This is a genomic window from Leisingera sp. ANG-M1, from assembly GCF_000813745.1.
Classification (GTDB): Bacteria; Pseudomonadota; Alphaproteobacteria; order Rhodobacterales; family Rhodobacteraceae; genus Leisingera.
Map to the genome: position 1 here is coordinate 133,980 of NZ_JWLC01000007.1, position 18,365 is coordinate 152,344.

16 protein-coding genes are annotated in these 18,365 nt (G+C 62.5%); 4 read left to right on the plus strand and 12 right to left on the minus strand.

Annotated features, from left to right (window positions below; genetic code table 11):
- The first annotated feature begins 9 nt into the window (after window positions 1-9).
- A complete protein-coding gene (locus tag RA19_RS06105; protein ID WP_039160628.1) occupies window positions 10-807 on the plus strand; it encodes an SDR family NAD(P)-dependent oxidoreductase in 798 nt (265 codons plus the stop codon).
- A gap of 12 nt (window positions 808-819) precedes the next feature.
- Here RA19_RS06105 and RA19_RS06110 read toward each other — a convergent pair whose 3' ends face one another.
- The 10 genes from RA19_RS06110 to RA19_RS06155 form a co-directional block, all read right to left on the minus strand.
- Window positions 820-1,740 (minus strand): LysR family transcriptional regulator, encoded by a 921-nt coding sequence (locus tag RA19_RS06110; protein WP_039160631.1) that lies wholly within the window; start codon window positions 1,738-1,740, stop codon window positions 820-822.
- A 14-nt stretch (window positions 1,741-1,754) separates the two neighbouring features.
- Complete coding sequence (locus RA19_RS06115; RefSeq protein ID WP_039160633.1) at window positions 1,755-2,798, minus strand: ABC transporter ATP-binding protein; 1,044 nt, start codon at window positions 2,796-2,798, stop codon at window positions 1,755-1,757.
- Window positions 2,795-3,790 carry an ABC transporter ATP-binding protein gene (locus RA19_RS06120; RefSeq protein ID WP_039160635.1) on the minus strand — a complete coding sequence of 332 codons (996 nt, stop codon included), beginning with the start codon at window positions 3,788-3,790 and terminating at the stop codon, window positions 2,795-2,797. Before RA19_RS06120 ends, RA19_RS06115 begins: the two co-directional genes overlap by 4 nt.
- Before the next feature lie 4 nt (window positions 3,791-3,794).
- Window positions 3,795-4,745 carry an ABC transporter permease gene (locus RA19_RS06125; protein ID WP_039160638.1) on the minus strand — a complete coding sequence of 317 codons (951 nt, stop codon included), beginning with the start codon at window positions 4,743-4,745 and terminating at the stop codon, window positions 3,795-3,797.
- Entirely contained in the window at window positions 4,742-5,722 is a 981-nt protein-coding gene (locus RA19_RS06130; RefSeq protein WP_039160640.1) for an ABC transporter permease, read from the minus strand. The genes RA19_RS06125 and RA19_RS06130 overlap by 4 nt, the downstream gene beginning before the upstream one ends.
- 146 nt (window positions 5,723-5,868) lie before the next feature.
- Window positions 5,869-7,434 (minus strand): ABC transporter substrate-binding protein, encoded by a 1,566-nt coding sequence (locus tag RA19_RS06135; RefSeq protein ID WP_039160643.1) that lies wholly within the window; start codon window positions 7,432-7,434, stop codon window positions 5,869-5,871.
- 209 nt (window positions 7,435-7,643) lie between these two features.
- Window positions 7,644-9,437: a metallophosphoesterase family protein gene (locus tag RA19_RS06140; protein WP_052261666.1), complete on the minus strand. Its 1,794-nt coding sequence runs from the start codon at window positions 9,435-9,437 to the stop codon at window positions 7,644-7,646.
- A 1-nt stretch (window position 9,438) separates the two neighbouring features.
- Window positions 9,439-10,947, minus strand: a complete 1,509-nt coding sequence (locus RA19_RS06145; RefSeq protein WP_039160644.1) for a tripartite tricarboxylate transporter permease — start codon at window positions 10,945-10,947, stop codon at window positions 9,439-9,441.
- 10 nt (window positions 10,948-10,957) lie between these two features.
- Window positions 10,958-11,467 (minus strand): tripartite tricarboxylate transporter TctB family protein, encoded by a 510-nt coding sequence (locus RA19_RS06150; RefSeq protein ID WP_039160647.1) that lies wholly within the window; start codon window positions 11,465-11,467, stop codon window positions 10,958-10,960.
- Window positions 11,464-12,681 (minus strand): ROK family transcriptional regulator, encoded by a 1,218-nt coding sequence (locus tag RA19_RS06155; RefSeq protein WP_039160649.1) that lies wholly within the window; start codon window positions 12,679-12,681, stop codon window positions 11,464-11,466. Before RA19_RS06155 ends, RA19_RS06150 begins: the two co-directional genes overlap by 4 nt.
- A gap of 111 nt (window positions 12,682-12,792) precedes the next feature.
- Here RA19_RS06155 and RA19_RS06160 point away from each other — a divergent pair, with 111 nt between their 5' ends.
- Window positions 12,793-13,773, plus strand: a complete 981-nt coding sequence (locus tag RA19_RS06160; RefSeq protein WP_052261667.1) for a Bug family tripartite tricarboxylate transporter substrate binding protein — start codon at window positions 12,793-12,795, stop codon at window positions 13,771-13,773.
- 85 nt (window positions 13,774-13,858) lie between these two features.
- Window positions 13,859-15,394: a choline-sulfatase gene (gene betC / locus RA19_RS06165; RefSeq protein WP_039160651.1), complete on the plus strand. Its 1,536-nt coding sequence runs from the start codon at window positions 13,859-13,861 to the stop codon at window positions 15,392-15,394.
- A gap of 35 nt (window positions 15,395-15,429) precedes the next feature.
- Here the strand turns inward: betC and RA19_RS06170 are convergent, their stop codons facing one another.
- Both RA19_RS06170 and RA19_RS06175 read right to left on the minus strand, forming a co-directional pair.
- A complete protein-coding gene (locus RA19_RS06170; RefSeq protein ID WP_039160653.1) occupies window positions 15,430-15,681 on the minus strand; it encodes a hypothetical protein in 252 nt (83 codons plus the stop codon).
- A gap of 104 nt (window positions 15,682-15,785) precedes the next feature.
- Window positions 15,786-16,823 (minus strand): GlxA family transcriptional regulator, encoded by a 1,038-nt coding sequence (locus RA19_RS06175; protein WP_039160655.1) that lies wholly within the window; start codon window positions 16,821-16,823, stop codon window positions 15,786-15,788.
- Between the two features lie 139 nt (window positions 16,824-16,962).
- On the opposite strand from RA19_RS06175, the gene RA19_RS06180 reads away from it, so the two are divergent.
- Window positions 16,963-18,066 (plus strand): cis-3-hydroxy-L-proline dehydratase, encoded by a 1,104-nt coding sequence (locus tag RA19_RS06180; RefSeq protein WP_039160657.1) that lies wholly within the window; start codon window positions 16,963-16,965, stop codon window positions 18,064-18,066.
- Window positions 18,067-18,365 lie beyond the last annotated feature (299 nt).

Consider the following 18,365-nt stretch of genomic DNA (forward strand, 5'->3'; position numbering starts at 1 on the left):
GGGAAAGGCATGAAAACTATTCTGCTTACCGGCGCGACCGACGGGATCGGGCTGGAAACGGCAAAGCGTCTTGCAGGCCAGGGCCACACCCTTTTGCTGCATGGCCGCAATGAGGCGAAGCTGGCGCAGACGGCGCAAATGCTGGCAGCACTGCCTGGCGCAGGCCGCTTGGAAACATACGTTGCGGATCTGTCCGATCTGAAGGAAACCGCTGCCCTGGCGGAGGCTGCCGCCGGGGCGCATGAACGGCTGGACGTGTTGATCAACAATGCCGGCATTTTCAAGACAGAGGCCACGCGCTCCCCGGACGGGCTGGATGTGCGCTTTGCCGTCAATACCGTGGCGCCCTATCTGCTGGCCAAGCGGTTGCGGCCGCTGCTGGGCTCCGGCGGCAGGGTGATCAACCTATCGTCGGCAGCGCAAGCGCCGGTCAATCTTCAAGCGCTAGCAGGCCAAGGCACCCTGCCCGCGATGGAGGCCTATGCGCAAAGCAAGCTGGCTCTCACGATGTGGTCTCTGCATCTGGCCGGTATAAGCGGCAGCCCGGTCATGCTTGCTGTCAACCCGGGCTCGCTGCTGGCCAGCAAAATGGTCAGGGAAGGCTTTGGCGTGGCGGGAAACGATCTGGGCATTGGCGCCGCAGTACTGCAGGATGCAGCGCTGTCTGACAGTTTCGCAAAGGCCTCCGGCCAGTATTTTGACAATGATACCGGCGGGTTTGCGCAACCGCACCCCGATGCGCTGGACCCGGGCAAACGTGCCGCGGTGGTCAAGGCAATCGAGGCGATCCTTGCCGGGAGAGTGTAACCCTTTTCAAGGTCAGGCGGTTTCCAAAGCCGAGCGTTTCAGCTGCTTCCACAACACGTCCAGCGTCTGCTTGGTGCTGCGCGGGTCGCGGTAGAGGCGAATTTCCAAGTCGGTGGCCAGGCGTTCGTCGACAATCCCGAAACGCCCGGCGGAAATCTCCTCGCGGCATAGGCTGAGTGGCAGCCAGCCCATGCCAAAGCCCTCCTGAATCATCGCCTTAACGCTGTTGGCGAGCGCGTTCTGGTTGACCACAAAGACCTTCTGGCCGGGCAGCAGCTGGTCCAGCGCGAACTCCTGCACCGAGCGCAGGGCAGAGACCGCGCCATAGGACAAGAGCGGCACCGCGTCCTTGGCACCTTCCTTGAAGCCGAATTCCGGCGCGCCATCCGGTGTGGTGCGGGAAACCGGAACATAGCGATCGGTGGACAGTGTCAGGTATTCGAAATTGGCGACTTCCAGCGGTCCAAGGAAGTCCATTGACGGATGCCAGTAAGTCAGGATCACGTCGCAATAGCCCTGCTGCAGCGCGCTCACGAACTGGTCGGCGGCCCAGGAGGTGGAGTTGAGGTCGGTGTCCAGCCCCCCTTCGCTGGCCAGGGGCGCGATCAGGGTCTTGTAATGAGTCATGTAGAGCGACTGCGAAGCGGCAAAGCGGATGACGTTTTCGCTGGCTGCGTCAATGGTCTGGCAGCGCTCGATGGTTTCTTCATAGGTGCGCAGCATGATACGGGACTGGGACAGGAACACCTCCCCTGCCGGGGTCAGCGTCAACGGCAGGGTCTCGCGGTTGATCAGCCGCACGCCGATTTCGTTCTCCAGCGCCCGGATGCGGCGGGAGAAGGCCGGCTGGCTGACATTGCGCTCCTCGGCCGCGCGCGAGAAATTCTTGCACGCGACCAAAGCCTCGAAGTCTTTGAGCCAGATGATGTCCAACTGGGCGTCCCGTCTTAACCGGCGGCCACCGCATCCAGCCTGTCTTCTTCGACAGCATGGCAGGCGACAGTGCTGCCATCGGGCTGGTGAATGGCTTTGGGCTTTTCACTCTTGCAACGTGCGTCCGCAAAGGCGCAGCGGCTTTGGAAGGGGCAGCCTTGCGGCAGGTTGATCGGCGTCGGGATCTCGCCTTTGAGGCGGATATGGTTCGGCCGGTCGTCCTTGAGCTGCGGCACCGCGGACAGCAAGGCCCGAGTATAGGGGTGTTTCGGGTTGGAGAACAGCGTCCTAGTGTCCGCCACCTCGCAAACCGACCCGAGGTAAAGCACCGCGACGCGGGTACCGAAGTGCTCCACCACGCTAAGGTCATGGGTGATAAACAGATAGGTGAGGCCGCGGCTTTCCTTGGCTTCCAGCATCAGGTTCAGCACCTGCGCCTGGATCGAGACGTCCAGCGCGCTGATCGGTTCATCCGCGATGATGAATTCAGGGTCCACGGTCAGGGCGCGGGCGATGGCGATCCGCTGGCGCTGGCCGCCGGAGAATTCGTGCGGGTAGCGTTTCGCCCAGCTGGGATCGACCCCCACCGACATCATCACCGCGGTCACCTTGTCGCGCACCTCGCCCGCCGAGGCGCCGGGATTGTGATGGCGCACCGGTTCTTCCAGTGCCTGACGAATAGTCATGCGCGGGTTGAGCGAGGCATAGGGGTTCTGGAAGATCATCTGGATCTTCTTGCGCAGCGGCTGCATCTCGCCGCGCGACAGGCTGTCGATGCGCTGGCCGCCATAGTGGATTTCCCCCGCAGTCGGGGTCAGCAGACCCGCCACCAGACGGGCAACGGTGGACTTGCCGCAGCCGGACTCGCCAACCACGCAGAGTGCTTCGCCGCGGCTGGCCTCCAGCGAGATGTTATTCACCGCATGGACTGAGCGGGTCTCGCGCACGATCCGGCCCTGCTTGAACTTGAGCGTCTCCAGGAACCCGTGGTCGAGGTCGAACCGTTTTTCCAGGTTCTTGATCTCCAAGAGCGGGCGGTCTGTCTTGGCGTCCTTCATGCCCGTGCCTCCTGACGGTCTTCATCGCTGTGCAGGCGCTGCACCTCGTGGCAGGCCACCTCAACCTCGCCGTAGTGCACGGTTTCCGGAACCCGGCTGCGGCAAAGGTCGGTAGCGTATTTGCAGCGCGGGTTGAAAGCGCAGCCGGCGGGGATGCTGGCGAGGCCCGGCATGTTGCCCGGGATCTGCTTCAACCGCTGGCCCGGAAGGGTTTGCTGCGGCAGCGCATTGATCAGCCCTTGGGTATAGGGGTGCTGCGGGTCGTTGATGATCTCGCGGGTGCGGCCCGATTCAATGATGCGGCCCGCATACATGACCAGCGTGCGCTCGGTCATCTGGCTGACGACGCCCAGGTCGTGGGTGATCAGGATCAGGCCGACCTGGTTGGACTGGCACAGCTCCAGCATCAGCTCCATGATGTCGGCCTGGATGGTCACATCCAGAGCGGTGGTCGGCTCATCGGCGATGATCAGCTGCGGGTCCAGCAGCAGGGCAATCGCAATGATGATCCGCTGGCGCATGCCCCCCGACAACTCGTGCGGGTATTGCTCCAGCCGTTCCTCCGGCGAGGGGATATAGACCTCGCGCAGCTTGACGATGGCGATCTGACGGGCCTCTTCGCGGCTGAGCTTGCGGTGCGCCATCAGGGTTTCGGTCATCTGCTGGCCGATGGTCAGCACCGGGTTCAGCGTCACCATCGGGTCCTGGAAAATCATCGCCATCCGGTTGCCGCGCAGGTTGCGCAACCGCTTGTCGTTCATTTGAACGACATCCTCACCCTCGAACAGGATCTGGCCGTTGTCGATATAGCCCGGGCGGCTGAGGAGGTTCATCAGCGAGAACCCGGTGATCGACTTGCCGGCGCCGCTTTCGCCGACGATGCCGAGGCGCTCGCCCTTGGCGAGGTCGAAGGAGATGCCGTTGAGGGCGGTGACCGTCTGGTCGCGCATGGCGAATTTGACGGTGAGGTCGCGAACGGAAAGCAGGCTCATCGCGTTACCCCTTGTAGAGTTTCGGGTTCAGGACGTCGCGCATCCAGTCGCCCAGCAGGTTGATGACAAGGACCAGCACCACCAGCACCACGCCGGGGATGGCGGTGATCCACCAGCTGCCCGAGAAGATGTAGTCGAAGCCCGAGGAGATCAGCGAGCCCAGCGACGGCTGGCTGGGCGGCATGCCCAGGCCCAGGAAGCTGAGCGAGGCCTCGGAGATGATCGCGTTGGCGACCTGAACGGTGGAGATCACAAAGATCGGCGACAGCGAGTTGGGCAGGATGTGCCGCACCATGATGCGCATCGGGCCAAAGCCCAGCACCCGGGCGCTGTCGACATATTCTTTCTTCTTCTCGGCCAGCACGGTGGCACGGACGGTGCGGGCATATTGCGGCCATTCGGCCACGCCGATCACCGCGATCAGGAAGACGATGGCATAGCGGTTGAAGGTCTCTGAGCCGAACATCGCCTGGGTCACGGCGAGGAAGATGATCGCCACCATCAGGGTCGAGAAGGACAGCTGGATATCCGCAAGCCGCATCAAGAGGCTGTCCAGACGGCCGCCGACATAGCCGGCGATGAGGCCGATAGAGATGCCCAGGAAGGCCTGCAGCGCCACCGCGCAGATGCCGATCAGCAGCGACAGCCGGGTGCCATAGAGGATTGTTGACAGCAGGTCCCTGCCCTGGTCGTCAGTGCCCAGCAGGAACTCGGGCAGCGAGTCGTTGATCCAGATCGGCGGATACTCGGAATTCATGATGTCGATCTGCGCCGGATCGTAGGGATCATAAGGCGCGATAAGCGGGGCCAGGAAGGAGGCCGCCGCAATCAGCAGGAAGACCACCATGCTCACCACTGCCACCGGGTTGCGGCGGAAGCTGTAGCCCATGTTGGAGTTCCAGGCCTTGGACCAGCGCGAGGGCTGCTGTTTCGAGTTCAGCATTTCGGTGCTCATGCGCCCATCCTCGCGATGTTCACGGTCGGGTTCACCAGGCCGTAGATCAGGTCGACGATGGTGTTGGTGACCACAAAGATGAAGCCGACAACGATCAGATAGGCAACGATCAGCGGGGTATCGACGCGGTTCACCGCCTCAAGGAACATGAAGCCCATGCCCGGCCACTGAAACACCGTCTCGGTCAGGATGGTGTAGGCAACCATGGTGCCGATCTGCACACCGCCCACGGTGATCACTGGCAAAAGCGTGTTTTTCAGCGCGTGGATGAAATAGATCCGCCAGGGTTTGATGCCCTTGGCCTTGGCGTATTTGACGTATTCCGACTGCAGCACTTCCATCATCTCGGCGCGGATCAGGCGGACAAACAGAGGCAGCATGATCGAGGCCAGCGCAAAGCTGGGCAGGATGATGTGCAGCCAGCCGTCGGCGGTGGCGAAGTTGGTCTGCCAATAGCCCCAGACATGCACGGTGTCGCCGCGGCCGTAGGAGGGCAGCCAGCCGTATTCCACCGAGAAGACAAAGATCATCAGGATCGCAGTCAGGAAGACAGGGATCGAGATGCCGATGATCGACAGGCCCATGATGATGCGGCTGAAGATGGTGTCGGGCTTGATCGCGGTATAGACGCCCAGCGGCACCGAGAATCCGACGATGATCAGGGTGGCGCCGAACACCAGCTCCAGCGTCGCGGGCAGCTTTTTCAGGATCACGTCCAGCGCCGGTTCCTTGAAGAAATAAGAGGTGCCCAGATCGCCCTGCAGCGCATTGCCGGCAAAGCGCAGGTATTGGGTCACGAAGCTGTCGTTCAGCCCCAGTTCATCGCGCAGCTGCTGGCGCACTTCTTCCGAGACCGACTGCCCGACCAGCTCGCGCAGCGGGTCGCCCAGGTTGCCCTGGATGGCGAAGGCGATGAGCGAGATGACAAACATCACGGCTATCGCCTGAATCACTCGCTTCGCGAGATAGGCAAACATCTTCCTGACCTTTGTAGAGTTTGTTGACGGCGCAAGGTGCATTGTTCCGTGGAACGGCACATCCTGCAAGCACGGCCTTGGCAGCCGCTTGTTATTGAAGGGTCCCGGGCCGGCCGGGGGAGACCGGCCCGGGTCTTTCGCGTGTCTTAGCTGCCGGTCTCGACAACCAGGTCACCGAAATAGGGGAAGTTCAGGGCGTTCACGATGTCGGCGGAGTTCATGCCGGACTTTGCGCCCCAGGCCAGGTTCTGCCAGTGCAGCGGGATGAAGGCGGCCTCATCATACAGGATGCCTTCCAGCTTCTGCAGCAGGTCGGCGCGCTTGGCCGGGTCGGTTTCTGCGTTGGCCTGGTTCATCAGCGCGTCGGCCTCGGCGTTGCAGTAGTTGCCCGAGTTGTACTGGCCGTTGCCGGTGGCTTCATCCGGGCAAGCGGTCAGGAACTGGTGGAAGTTGGCCGAGTCCTCGGTATCCGCGTGCCAGCCGATCATCATCATGTCCGCAGCGCGCTCGTCGAAGGTCGGCCAGTACTGCGCCTTGGGCATGGTCTGCAGGTCAACGGTGATGTTGATCTTGGACAGCATCGAGGCCACCGCCTGGGCGATCTTGTCGTCGTTCACATAGCGGTTGTTGGGCGCCATCATGGTGATCGAGAAGCCGTCGGCATAGCCTGCCTCGGCCATCAGCGCCTTGGCTTTCTCCAGGTCATAGCGCGGGGCGAAATCTTCGCTGTAGCCCAGGTAGCCGGCCGGGCTCGCCTGTGCGCCGACGGTGCCAAAGCCGCGCATGATGCGGTCAACGATGCCTGCGTTGTTCACCGCATAGTCGATCGCCTTGCGGACGCGGGCGTCCTTGAAGGCCTCAACCCGGTTCTGGTTCATCTGGAAGGTGATGATGCGGGTGCCGGGCATGGTGATCAAGTCGACGCCGTCAGCATCGGCCACGCGCTTCAGATCGGTCGGTGGGACCGGTGCGATGAAGTCCACGTCGCCGGACAGCAGGGCCGCCACGCGGGTCGGGTCTTCCTTGATCGGGGTCAGCACAATCTTGTCGACATTGCCGCCGCTTTCGGTGTCCCAATAGTCTGCGTAGCGGTCGAAGACCACCCGCACGCCCTGCTCACGTTCGGACACGATGAACGGCCCGGTGCCGGAAACGTTGCGCGAGGCAAAGCTGTCGCCGTGCTTGACGATCTCACCCTTGTCTTTGCCGTCAGCGGTGGTGCCGGTGTAATAGGCGCTGTCCATCGGGAAGATGTAGGTCGCGGTGTGCAGGACCAGCGGATAGGGCTCTGCGGTCTTGAGGTCGAAGGTCATGTCATCGACAACTTCAACGTCGGTGAAGGGGGCGAAGATGCCCTTGAAATCGTCGCTCTGCTTCAGGCGGTCAAAGGTCCAGTCGACGTCCTTGGCGGTCAGCGGGTTGCCGCTGTGGAAGGTGACGCCGCTGCGCAGCTTGAAGCGCATGGTGGTGCCGTCGATCTGCTCCCAGCTCTCGGCCAGGCGCGGTTCGAACTGCAGGTCCTGGGTCCAGCGCACCAGCGGGTCAAAGACCATGTGCGACAGCTGCAGCGTGCCGCCGGACAGCTGCTCATGCGGGTCCAGCGAGACCGGGTCGGCGTCATAGGCAACGCGCACGGTGGTTTCGGCATAGGCCATCGGTGCCATTGCCGCCACGACGGCTGCGGCCGCCAGGCTTCTGACAAATTTCGTCATTAGGCATACTCCCCTGTGATTATGGCGCAAACGCTACCCGCTGGGCTCGGCACTGTGAAATGCCGATATCGCATAGGGTATGCAGGCAGCACATCGGGGCTATGCAAAGCAGGAATAACCAAGCACTGGCAGCAGCTTAGCGAGCCGCTGCCTGACTGTCGGACCGGCCTGCCGCCCTGCAATCGGTGCGTGAACGGCAGGGCCTTGGGTCAGTTTCCGCCTGCTCCACCCAGCTGGCAATGCAGTGTTTTGACCACGTCCAGCAGCGGAGTCGGGTTGCCGCAGCGGTCGATCATGCCAGTGCGCGGGAAGTAGCCGCGGTCGACCGAGACCAGTGTGTCGCAGACCAGCCGGGAGCGTGTCAGAGCCGCCGCTGTGCGCATCGCTTGCGCCAGCCGCTCAGCCTGAACCCCGGTATCGGTGACCGCCTCAGCCGGGTTGTCTGCCCCCATCCGCAGGTGGACTGAGGCACGGATTCCGGCCTCCGCCGAGGCTTGCTCAATCTGCTGCAGGATCTCCGGGACCGGGTCCTGGCAGCCGAGGCGGAAGACCGCACCGGCAGCTCCGGCTGCAGCGAGGTCTTGCAGCATAAGCTGGTCTTGCGCGGCAAACCCGTGGTTGATGACGTGGAAATAGGTGCCGGACCGGCGCACGTCGTCCTTGGTGCGCATCCGGGAGACATAGACCGGCAGCCCTGCCCGCTCCGCCGCCTGTGCGATGGCGGGCCAGAGCGCCGGGAAATCGGGCCAGTCCACCGTCACCTCCCAATCCGTCAGCAGGTGGGTATGGCGCTGGATCAGCGCTTGCGCGGCCTCACTGCCCGGGCCGTAGGAGAACAAGGTGATCTCGAACCCCAGATGCCTCAGCGCGGCGAGGCGCTTGCTGCGCTGCGGGTCCGCCAGATCGGTCAGCGGAATACGGATGTGCTGCACCCCCATCTCCTGCAGCGCCAGCAGCGGGTAGTCGTTGCGCACCAGCTTGCGGTCGAATTCGTCCAACCCGCCGCTGGGCGGCACCTCGGTGACTTCGGCCCAGTTCTGGCGCAGGTCGAAACCCAGCACCGGACGGGAGGGGCCGCGCGGATCCGCAGCCTGCAGTGCCGGAGCCGGCACGCTGTCCTCTGCCCCCGCCTCTGCCCCGTTGGTGCGGATCATGCGGGTGGTGTGACCGTTCTCGTAGACGGTGACCAGGAAATAGCCGAGCTTGGCCTTGTCGTCGCGGCCAAACTCGCTGTCCTCGGGCGGCGCGGCGCGCAGCATTTCGCTGTAATCCTGGCGGACAAAGCTGGTGGCAGGCGCCATGTAGTAATCGGTTTGCCCGAGGCGGTCGTACCAGAAGTTATGGGCGTGGCCTGCAAACATCGCCTCCACCCCGTGCTGCTGGACCAGATCCAACAGCCAGGCCCGGCCGGGCTGGTTGGTGTTGTCGTAGTGGTCGCCCTCCTCCGGTTCCATCAGGTAGGGCGGATGGTGCAGGAACAGCATGATGCGCTGGCCGCTGGCTCGCTGCAGCTCGGCATCCAGCCATTCCCGCTGCGCCGCCTCGCTGGGCAGACCGGAGTTGATAAGCTGGGCGTTAAGAAGGACGAACTTGATCCCATAAGCCTCAAACGCCTGATACTGGGCGCCAAACTCCTGGGTCCAGGCCTCGATCATACTGTCCGTGGCCGGGCTGGCCGGCGCGCCGCTGATCGGCGTGTCGCCAATATCGTGGTTGCCTGGCAGCTCGTGGAGCGGCACGGTCAGCTCGGCAGTGAGGCCGCGGTAGACCTCCGCCGCCTGCGCATAGGCTGGACCCGCTTCCGGCACCGGATGCACCAGGTCTCCGGTGTGAACTACGAAATCAACCGGCTGCTGGTTGAGATCGCGGATCACATGGCGGAACCGGCGGTTGGCGCGTTTGTTGACTGGAAAAGGGGAATTGCAGCGGTCCTCCTCGGGGTTCACATGCGTGTCGGAAATGACTGCAAAGCAGCCAAGCTTGGCGCCCAAATGTCCGGCCATATTAGCCTCCGGTTGTCAGGGTGGATGCCTGCCCGGTGCGGGAGGCCTGGATGCGGCTGCGGATCAGCACAAAGACCGACAGGGCGGTAAGCACCCAGAAGGCAATGCAGATCGTGTTGCGCAGGAAGATCGTAAGGTCGCCGTCTGACAGGAGCAGCGACTGGCGGAAATTGTCCTCCAGCAGCGGACCCAGCACAAATGCGATCAGGAAGGGTGCCACCGGAATTTCAAGCCGCAGCATCATGTAGCCGACCACACCCATGCAGAGCATCACCAGAATGTCGAACAGGTTGTTGTTCACCGCATAGGCGCCATAGACGCAGAGCACGAAGACAATCGGGTAGAGGATGCGGTTGGGCACCAGCGCTACGCGGCTGAACACCCGGATTGCCATCTTGCCGATGCCGAACAGGTAAGCGGAGCTGAGCAGGATTCCCATGAACAGCGCATAGATCATCGGCAGGTTCTGCTCGAACAGGATCGGCCCGGGGCGCAGCCCGTGGATCATGAAGGCACCGAGGATCACCGCGGTAATCACATCGCCCGGCACGCCGAGTGCCAAGAGCGGGATCATCGTGGCGCCGGCGACGCCATTGTTGCCCGCCTCGGCCGCAGCGACGCCTTCGGGCTCGCCCTTGCCGAAGTTGTCCTTGTTGGGGGAATTGCGGCGGGCCTCGGAATAGCTGAGGAAGGCCGCGGGCGCGCCGCCGATGCCCGGGATGGCCCCTAGGATCACGCCGATCACGCTGCCGCGGATCACCGATTTCAGGGTCTTGCTGAACTCGGCAAAACTGGCGCCATTGCCCAGCCGGCTGCGCTGCCCCGCGCCGAACCGCGGCAGGCGGGTGGAGCGGTGGATGATCTCAGGCAGGGCAAACAGGCCGATCAGCACGGGTATGAAATTGAGGCCCGACATCAGCTCGAAATTGCCGAAGATGAAGCGGTCAGTGCCGTAGATCAAATCGAGCCCGACAGTGGCCAGCATCAGGCCCAGGCAGGCAGACAGGATGCCCTTGGTGAGGCTGGGGCCCGCGACGCCTGCAATGATGGTCAGCGAGAAGACAATCAGGGTGAAGAACTCCGGCGGGCCGAAGCGCAGGGCGAAGCTCGCCAGCACCCCAGCGAACAGGATGAGCGCAATGTTCGAAATCATATCCGCCACACAGGAAGCATAGAGCGCGATGTCCAGCGCCTTGCGCGCTTCGCCCTTCTGCGCCAGCGGATAGCCGTCGAGGATGGTGCAGGAGGCGGCGGGCGTGCCCGGCGTCTTGATCAGGATCGCGGTCAGCGAGCCGCCGTAGAGGCCGCCCTTGTAGACCCCGAGCAGCAGCAGGATGCCGGTCACCGGCGGCAGCGAGAAAGTGAAGGGCAGCACCAGCGCCACGCCCATTGGAGTAGTCATGCCGGGGATGGCGCCGATGATGGTGCCGATCAGCACGCCCAGCCCCACGGCCAGGAAGTTCTCGACACTCAGGAACAGGTCCAATGCGGCGGATAGGTTCTCGATCATCTGCGTCTCCTCACAGCAGGTTTTCGAAGATGCCCAGCGGCATCGGGATGCCGGCGGCGTGCAGGAAGAACAGGTAGAGACCGATCGGGATCAGGATGCTGAGCGGCAGGATGAACTTCCAGTTCTGCTCGCCGAAGAACAGCATCATGGCGGGCATCAGCACGATGGAGCTGGCAACGATGCCCAGATGGGTCAGCACATAGTAAAAGAGAAACAGAGCGAAAGTGAGAATGACGGTGCGCAGCGTGGCCGGAAGGGTTTCCAGATTGTATTGCGCGTCTTCGGTGTCATCCTCCTCGCCCCCGCCGGGGACCTTCAGCGCCAAAGCCTCCACAAGCAGGAAGGCGGAAGAGAGGATCACGCCCCAGGCAATGGTATAGGGCCAGAAGTCCGGCGACAGCGCCGGGATGCTGACGGATCCGGGCACCACCACGCCGGAGGGGATCAGCAGCAGGACTGCGGCCAGTCCCAGGGCGATGAAGAGCACCGCGGTAATCAGGTCCTTGGGCCGGTTGTTCATGTTCCCCCCTTGTCCAATAGCTGGCTCAGATTGATGTCCTTGAAGATCAGGTTCTCGCGGATCGACAGCCAGCGGGCGGCGCCGATGTGAGTCATCTCCGTCGCCTGAACCTGGATCGGGCCAAGCCGCGGCGGCGTCTGATAGGCAAGCTGCTGCTGCAGCGCCTGCACGAAGTCTTTGGACTCCGACAGCGGTCCGGCCAGCAGCACCAATTCCGGCCGCAGCACAGAAAACAGCATGGCAAAGGACCGGGCATAAGCTGCGCCCAGGTTTGTCAGCGACGCAGCTACGCGCGCATCGCCTGCATTAGCTTGGGCGATCAGCGCCATCAGTTCGCGGCCAAGCTCCGCGTCATCCTTCAGGTTGCCAGCTTTTTCGCCCAGCATCTCGCGGACAAAGGAGCGGCCGCTCATCGCGTCCTCCAAGGTTGGGAAATGCTCTACCGGACCGGTGGCCTCGGGCACGAAGGTATAGGGCGTATCGCTAAGAACGCTGCTGGCATTCAGCGCGCCGCCGACGGCACCGCCGTTCACGGTCAGGCCGATGCCTGTCACCAGGCTGCAGTTCAAAGTGACAACGTTCTGATAGTCGCGGGCCATGCCGAATGTGCCCTCGGCCAGATTGATTGCCGCGGATGGTGTTTCCAGTGCCAGCGGGCCGTCCAGATGACGGGCAAAGATTGCCTCGACATCGATTTCCTCCACCCAGCCCAGCACCGGCGCGGAGAGAAGTTTCTTCGAGCGCTTGTCAATATGGCCGGCGATGGCGATTCCGGTGCCGAAGAACCGGTTCGGGTCCCCGACGTGCTCCGCCACCAGCTCAGCGGCCTTCTGGGCGCAGAGATCCAGAAAGGCCGGACCGTCGTGCAGCGGGGTGCCAGTGGCCTCCCAGGCGGCGATTTTGTTGTTTTCCAGATCGGCGAGGGTCACGGACTGGCGGAAGGCATTGATGCCGATGCCGATGATGAAGCCGCCCTCGGCCTGCGGCGCCAGCTGCACAAAGCGGCGGCCGCGGCGGCCGTTGGGGTCAGACAGCTCCTGCTCGACAATCAGGTCGGCATCCAGAAGGTCGCGGGTGATGCGCGAGATGCTGGCGGCGTTCAGCCCGACATTGCTGGCGATCTCGGTGCGCGAGATGCAGCGATTCTTCAAAACCTCCCCCAGCACCAGCCTGCGGTTCAGCTTGCCTGTCTCTTCATGGGTGCGCGCAGCCATTGGTTTTCCTCGTGTTTCTCTCTCCTGAAATTCATTCTGCATATTTAATTGCTTTCTGCAAGCAAATATGATTGGGTGAGGAAAACCAGCGGACAACAGGGAGGAAATGCGATGATGATTCTCAAACGGCTCGGGGCCGCGGCGGGTTTGGCCGCTCTGGTTGCCTCAGGCGGCGCCATGGCTGCTGACTACCCGGCCAAACCGGTGACCCTGGTGGTGCCCTATGGCCCGGGCGGGGCTGCGGACCTTGCGGCGCGCACCCTCAGCAATGAGGCGCCTGAGTATCTGGGGCAGAATATCCTGGTGGTGAACAAGACCGGTGCCGGCGGCGTGGTCGGCTCGACCCAGGTCGCGAAATCGCGCAAGGACGGCTACACGCTGCTGATGGCGCGGGTCGGCTCGCAGGCGACAGTGCCGGCCATCAACCGCACCATTCCTTATAAGTGGGACGACTTCACCTTCCTCGGGCTGATCGAGAAGAACCCCTTTGTCCTGGGCGTCGCCGCGGATTCAAAATACCAGAGCTTTGAAGAGCTGAAGGCGGCAATCCAGAACGGCGAACGCTTGTCTTATGCGTCGGCCGGGGTCGGCACCCTGCTGCATATGGCCATGCTGATCCTGCTGGATGACATCGGAGTCGGGTCTGAGGCACTGATCCATGTCCCCTTCAAGGGCGGCGGCAAGGCGACCGCGGCAGTGGTCGGCGGCCATGCCGATCTGATCTTCCACAATCTGTCGGGCCTGTCCGGCGCCATCGAATCCGGCCAGATCCGCCCGCTGCTGACCACTACGCCCGAGCGCTTCGCCTCCATCCCGGACACGCCGACCGCGCAGGAAATGGGCCACCCCAACCTGGAAAACGTCATCGGATGGACCGGCGTCTGGGGGCCCAAGGACCTGCCCGAGGATGTGGTTACGGCCTGGGTTGATGTGCTGGGCAAGATCTCGGCCGATGACAGCTGGCTGGAGGCCACCGGCAAGCTGGGCTCGGTGCCTGCGGTTCTATCCCCCGCCGATACCCAGGCGTTTGTTGCAGGCCAGGTTCAGACCTTCAGCAGCGTCGCCGAAAGCCTGGGCATGGTAATCGAATAATCCTGCCCTCGCGGCCGGGCGGCTCTCTCTCCTAAAGTGCGCCGCCCGGCACTTACCCTCTCACGCAAAGACACAGGTTTTCAGGATGACACGCCCCAATATTCTGTTCATTCAGGCCGACCAGCTCGCCGCCAATGCGCTTGCGGCTTATGGCAACCAGACCGTCAAGGCGCCCAATATCGACCGGCTGGCGCAGAACGGCGTGGTCTTTGAAAACTGCTACTGCAACCTGCCCATGTGCGGCCCCTCGCGCGCCTCGATGCATGCAGGACGGCTGCCGTTCTCCATTGGCATGTACGACAATGCCAACGAATTTCACGCCGACATCCCGACCTTTGCCCATTACCTGCGCGCCATGGATTACCGGGTCGAGATGTCCGGTAAGATGCATTTTGTCGGCCCCGACCAGCTGCACGGCTACGACAAGCGCCACACCACCGAGATTTATCCGGCCAACTTTGCCTGGACCGTCGATTGGTCCAAGGGGCGCGAGTACAAGCCGACCAATCTGACCATGGCGCCGATCATTGAAAGCGGGCCTTGTATCCGCTCGATGCAGATGGATTATGACGACGAGGTCGAATACCACGGCGTGCAGGCGCTGTATGATCTGGCCCGCAAGGGCGACGACCGCCCCTTTATGCTTACGGTCTCCTTCACCTCGCCGCATTCGCCCTTTGTGATCGGCCAGGAGTACTGGGACCTCTACGACCACGACGATATCGAGTCTCCGGCGGTGCCGCCGCTGGAGCTTGATGACATGGACCACCTCAGCCGCAATCTGCACTACTGCCAGTCGCGCCATGAGTTCACTGTCACGCCCGAGCACCGCCGCATGGCGCGGCACGGCTACTACGGCATGATCTCCTATATCGACGAGAAGGTCGGCCGCCTGGTCGATGTTCTGGAAAAGACCGGCCAGATGCAGAACACCATCGTCATCCTGACCGCCGACCACGGCGAGATGATGGGCGAGCGCGGCATGTGGTTCAAACAGCATTTCTTCGAATGGGCTGCCAGTGTGCCCTTCATCGTTTACGCGCCTGATCGTTTCTCCCCCGCGCGGGTGAAGGAAAACATTTCGCTGGTGGATCTCCTCCCGACCCTCAGCGATCTGGCTGCTGGCCGCCCGTTCGAAGAATATGCCGCACCGGTTGACGGGCAGTCTCTGGTGCCCGCGCTGAATGGCGATACGTCGGGACTGCGCGACGTGGCGATGTCCGAGTTTGCAGCCGACGGCTCCACCGGCCCCAGCCGCATGGTGCGCAAAGGCCCGTGGAAGCTGATGTGGCTCGAAGGGGTGGACACCCTGCTCTACAACATCGAGGAAGACCCCAACGAGGTCAGCAACAGGGCAGATGATCCTGCCTGCGCGAAGATCCGGGCGGAGCTGGAAGCCATCCTGTTCGATGGCTGGGATCCGGAGGCGCTGCGCGAGACCATCCGCGCCAGCCAGGTCCGCCGCCTGGCGATCCACCAAGTGACCGGCGGCGATCCGACCTATGTGCATTCGATCCGGCTTGATGACGATACCCGCTACATCCGCAATGCCGGCGCTGCCGATACCAAGGCCCGCGCCCGCCTGCCTTATGTGGCGCCTGCCAAGCCCGACTTGGTGTAGCGCAGGCGGCCAATTGCACCTGAACCCGGCAGCGATCAGAGGATCTTGCTCCGGAACTCTTGCGTCCGTGGCAACGGCGAGTAACTGGTCAGCTCCTCAGCGGACCCGTTCTCGTGAAGGCCCCCTGCTGGAAGAATGCCACCCGGCCGGTGACCTCGCGGAAAAAAGGGAACCTCATGCACCACCGCGATCATGGTGATCCCTTCGTCCGCCAGCAGCCGGAAGGTATCCATCACCTCACCCTTTTCCGCGTTAAGGTTGATGCCAAGCTTCACCGCGTCGGCCATGCAGGCCAATATACAGACCCACAGCCGTATCATCACCGATGTAAACGGTTCGAGCCGTATGCCGATGATTAATTGTATGTAAGGGACAGGAAATTGTAAGTCCGTCAGTGAACGCTGGCCGAGATACTGGCCCTGCGCAGCGCCGTCGGGGTCAGCTTGTAGCGCTTTTGGAACCAGCGGATCAGGTGCGAGCTGTCGGTAAAACCGCATTCATAGGCGATCTGGGTGATCGAGCGGTCTGTGTTGACCACCATCCAATGCGCCGCCGACAGCCGGATACCGCGCCAGTACTCGGCCGGCGGCACCCGCAGATAGCGGTTGAACAGCCGGGTCAGCTCGCGCTTGGTGGTGCCGACCTGCTGGGCAATATCCGAGATATCGCAGCGCTCGTACATACGCTGGCGCATGATGCCAATGGCATTGACCACCCGCCGGTCCAGGCAATGCTCGCCGATGAAAGCCTGATCCTGTGCGGCGGTGCCCTCGAAAATGCTTTTCTTGTCGGCCATCAGGTAGTGCAGCACTTTTTCCGCCCGCGAGGCGCCGCAGCGTTTAGACACCAACTGGGTGCCGAGGTTGATGGAGGCCAACCCGCCGGGGCATGTCATGAAACGCCCGTCCTCCACCACCGGACGGTCTGAAATCGGTGTAACCTTTGGAAAATGCTTGCGCAGGAGCGGCTCCAGAGAGAAGTGGACAGCACATTGGCGGCCATCCAGCAGCCCCATCTCGGCGAGCAGGAACTGCCCGGTGCACAGGCCTACAATAGGCAGGTTTTTGTCCACCGCCTGCTGGATACCGTCATAGACATACTGCGGCACCGGCTTGGTGGAATGCATGGTGCCGCCATGAAAAACCACCACGTCATACTGCTCCAGATTGCCCATATCCGCGGTCGGCAGCATCGCCAGGCCGCTGCTGGAAACCAAAGGCCGGTCATCGGCGGCCAGCAGCGACCAGGAGCAATAGACCTGGCGGCTGAAGTCGCTCTCATCCGCGGCGAGGCGCAAGTATTCGACCAGGCAGGAAAAGGACATCAGCGTGAAATCCGGGGTTGGCACAATTGCCACCTTCAGCGGTGGCTCAATCTCCGGCGGCGGCATGGTCGGGCCGATCCATTGATAGTCTGTCCGGTCGGCCATCGCCCCCTCTCCTTCTGAAGCGCACGTACAAAACTATGACCCAAATGTACTATTCTTGCCCAGAACGAAATCCCACACTCTCCGCCAGCATCTGGGGCGGCTGCGCATCAGCCAGGCCCCGCAAGGGAGAGGGTTTTCCATGAAAATCACCAAGATCAGCCTGTATCAGGTCAGCCTGCCAATGAAGGAAGGCGCCTATTCCTGGTCCAACCAAAGCTTTGCCGCCTTTGACAGCACCGTTGTGCGGGTCGACACCGACGAGGGTCTTTACGGCGTTGGCGAAATCTGCCCGCTGGGCCCGGCCTATCTGCCTGCCTATGCCGAAGGCGCGCGCACCGGCATAGCCACAATGGCGCCGGGACTGATCGGCCAGGACCCAACACAGCCCGGCGCCATCAATAGGCTGATGGACCAGCTGCTGAAAGGCCACCCTTATGTGAAACCGGCCGTAGACATCGCCTGCTACGACATTTGGGGCAAGGCCACCGGTCAGCCGGTATGCAACCTCCTGGGCGGCCGCTTGCAGGAGCAAGTGCGGCTGTTCAAAGTGGTCTCGCGCGCGGATCCCGAGGTGATGGCAGAGAAGCTGATTTCCTACCAGGAACAAGGGTTCAGCCAGTTCCAGATGAAGGTCGGCGCGGATCCGGACACCGATATCGAACGCATCCGCAAGGTGGCCTCTGCACTGCAGCCGGGCAAGAAACTGGCGGCAGACGCCAATTGCGGCTGGCGCCAGCACGACGCCGTGCGGGTGGTCTCGGCGGTGTCGGACATGAGCCTCTATATCGAGCAGCCTTGCGAAACATACGAAGAATGCCGGGTGGTGCGCGATCATTCTGCCCATCCGATGATTCTGGATGAATGCATGGACAGCTTGCAAGCGGTGCTGCGCGGCCACCAGGAACGGGCGATGGATGTGGTCAACCTCAAGATCAGCCGCATGGGCGGGCTGACCAAGTCCCGCACCATCCGCGATGTCTGCACGCAGCTGGGCATCATCATGACCATCGAGGACAGCTGGGGCGGTGAAATAGCAGATGCAGCCATTGCTCATCTGGCGCATTCGACACCGCGGAATTTCCACTTCCAGTCCTCTGCCTTCCATGAATACGCGACTCATCCGATTGCCTCTGGCGGGCCGGTCATCAAAGACGGATTCATGGCCATGTCCGGCGCACCGGGGCTTGGCGTGGAACCGGATTGGGATCTGCTAGGCGCGCCCGTTGCAACCGTCACCGCATGAGAAGTGAGTGAAACTGCTTTCCGCCGCTGAGTTCTGCGCCGGGCCAGGTTTGGGGAGCGCCATTTCCGGGTGACGCCGATAATGCGGGACCTGCCACCGAATGACGGCGCCTTTTCGCTGTTCGGACGCATGGCCATTCTGCCGGATCCGGGGATGGGCATGAAAATCGCCTCAGCCCACTCACCTAATCTGTCGAAACCGGGCCCTCCCTGGCAGAGCCTACCGCCTTTGCGGGATCGACGAAAACAGCAAGCGAATCTACGCAATTCCCGGCGGGGCAAAGCTGACCCGGTTGCGCC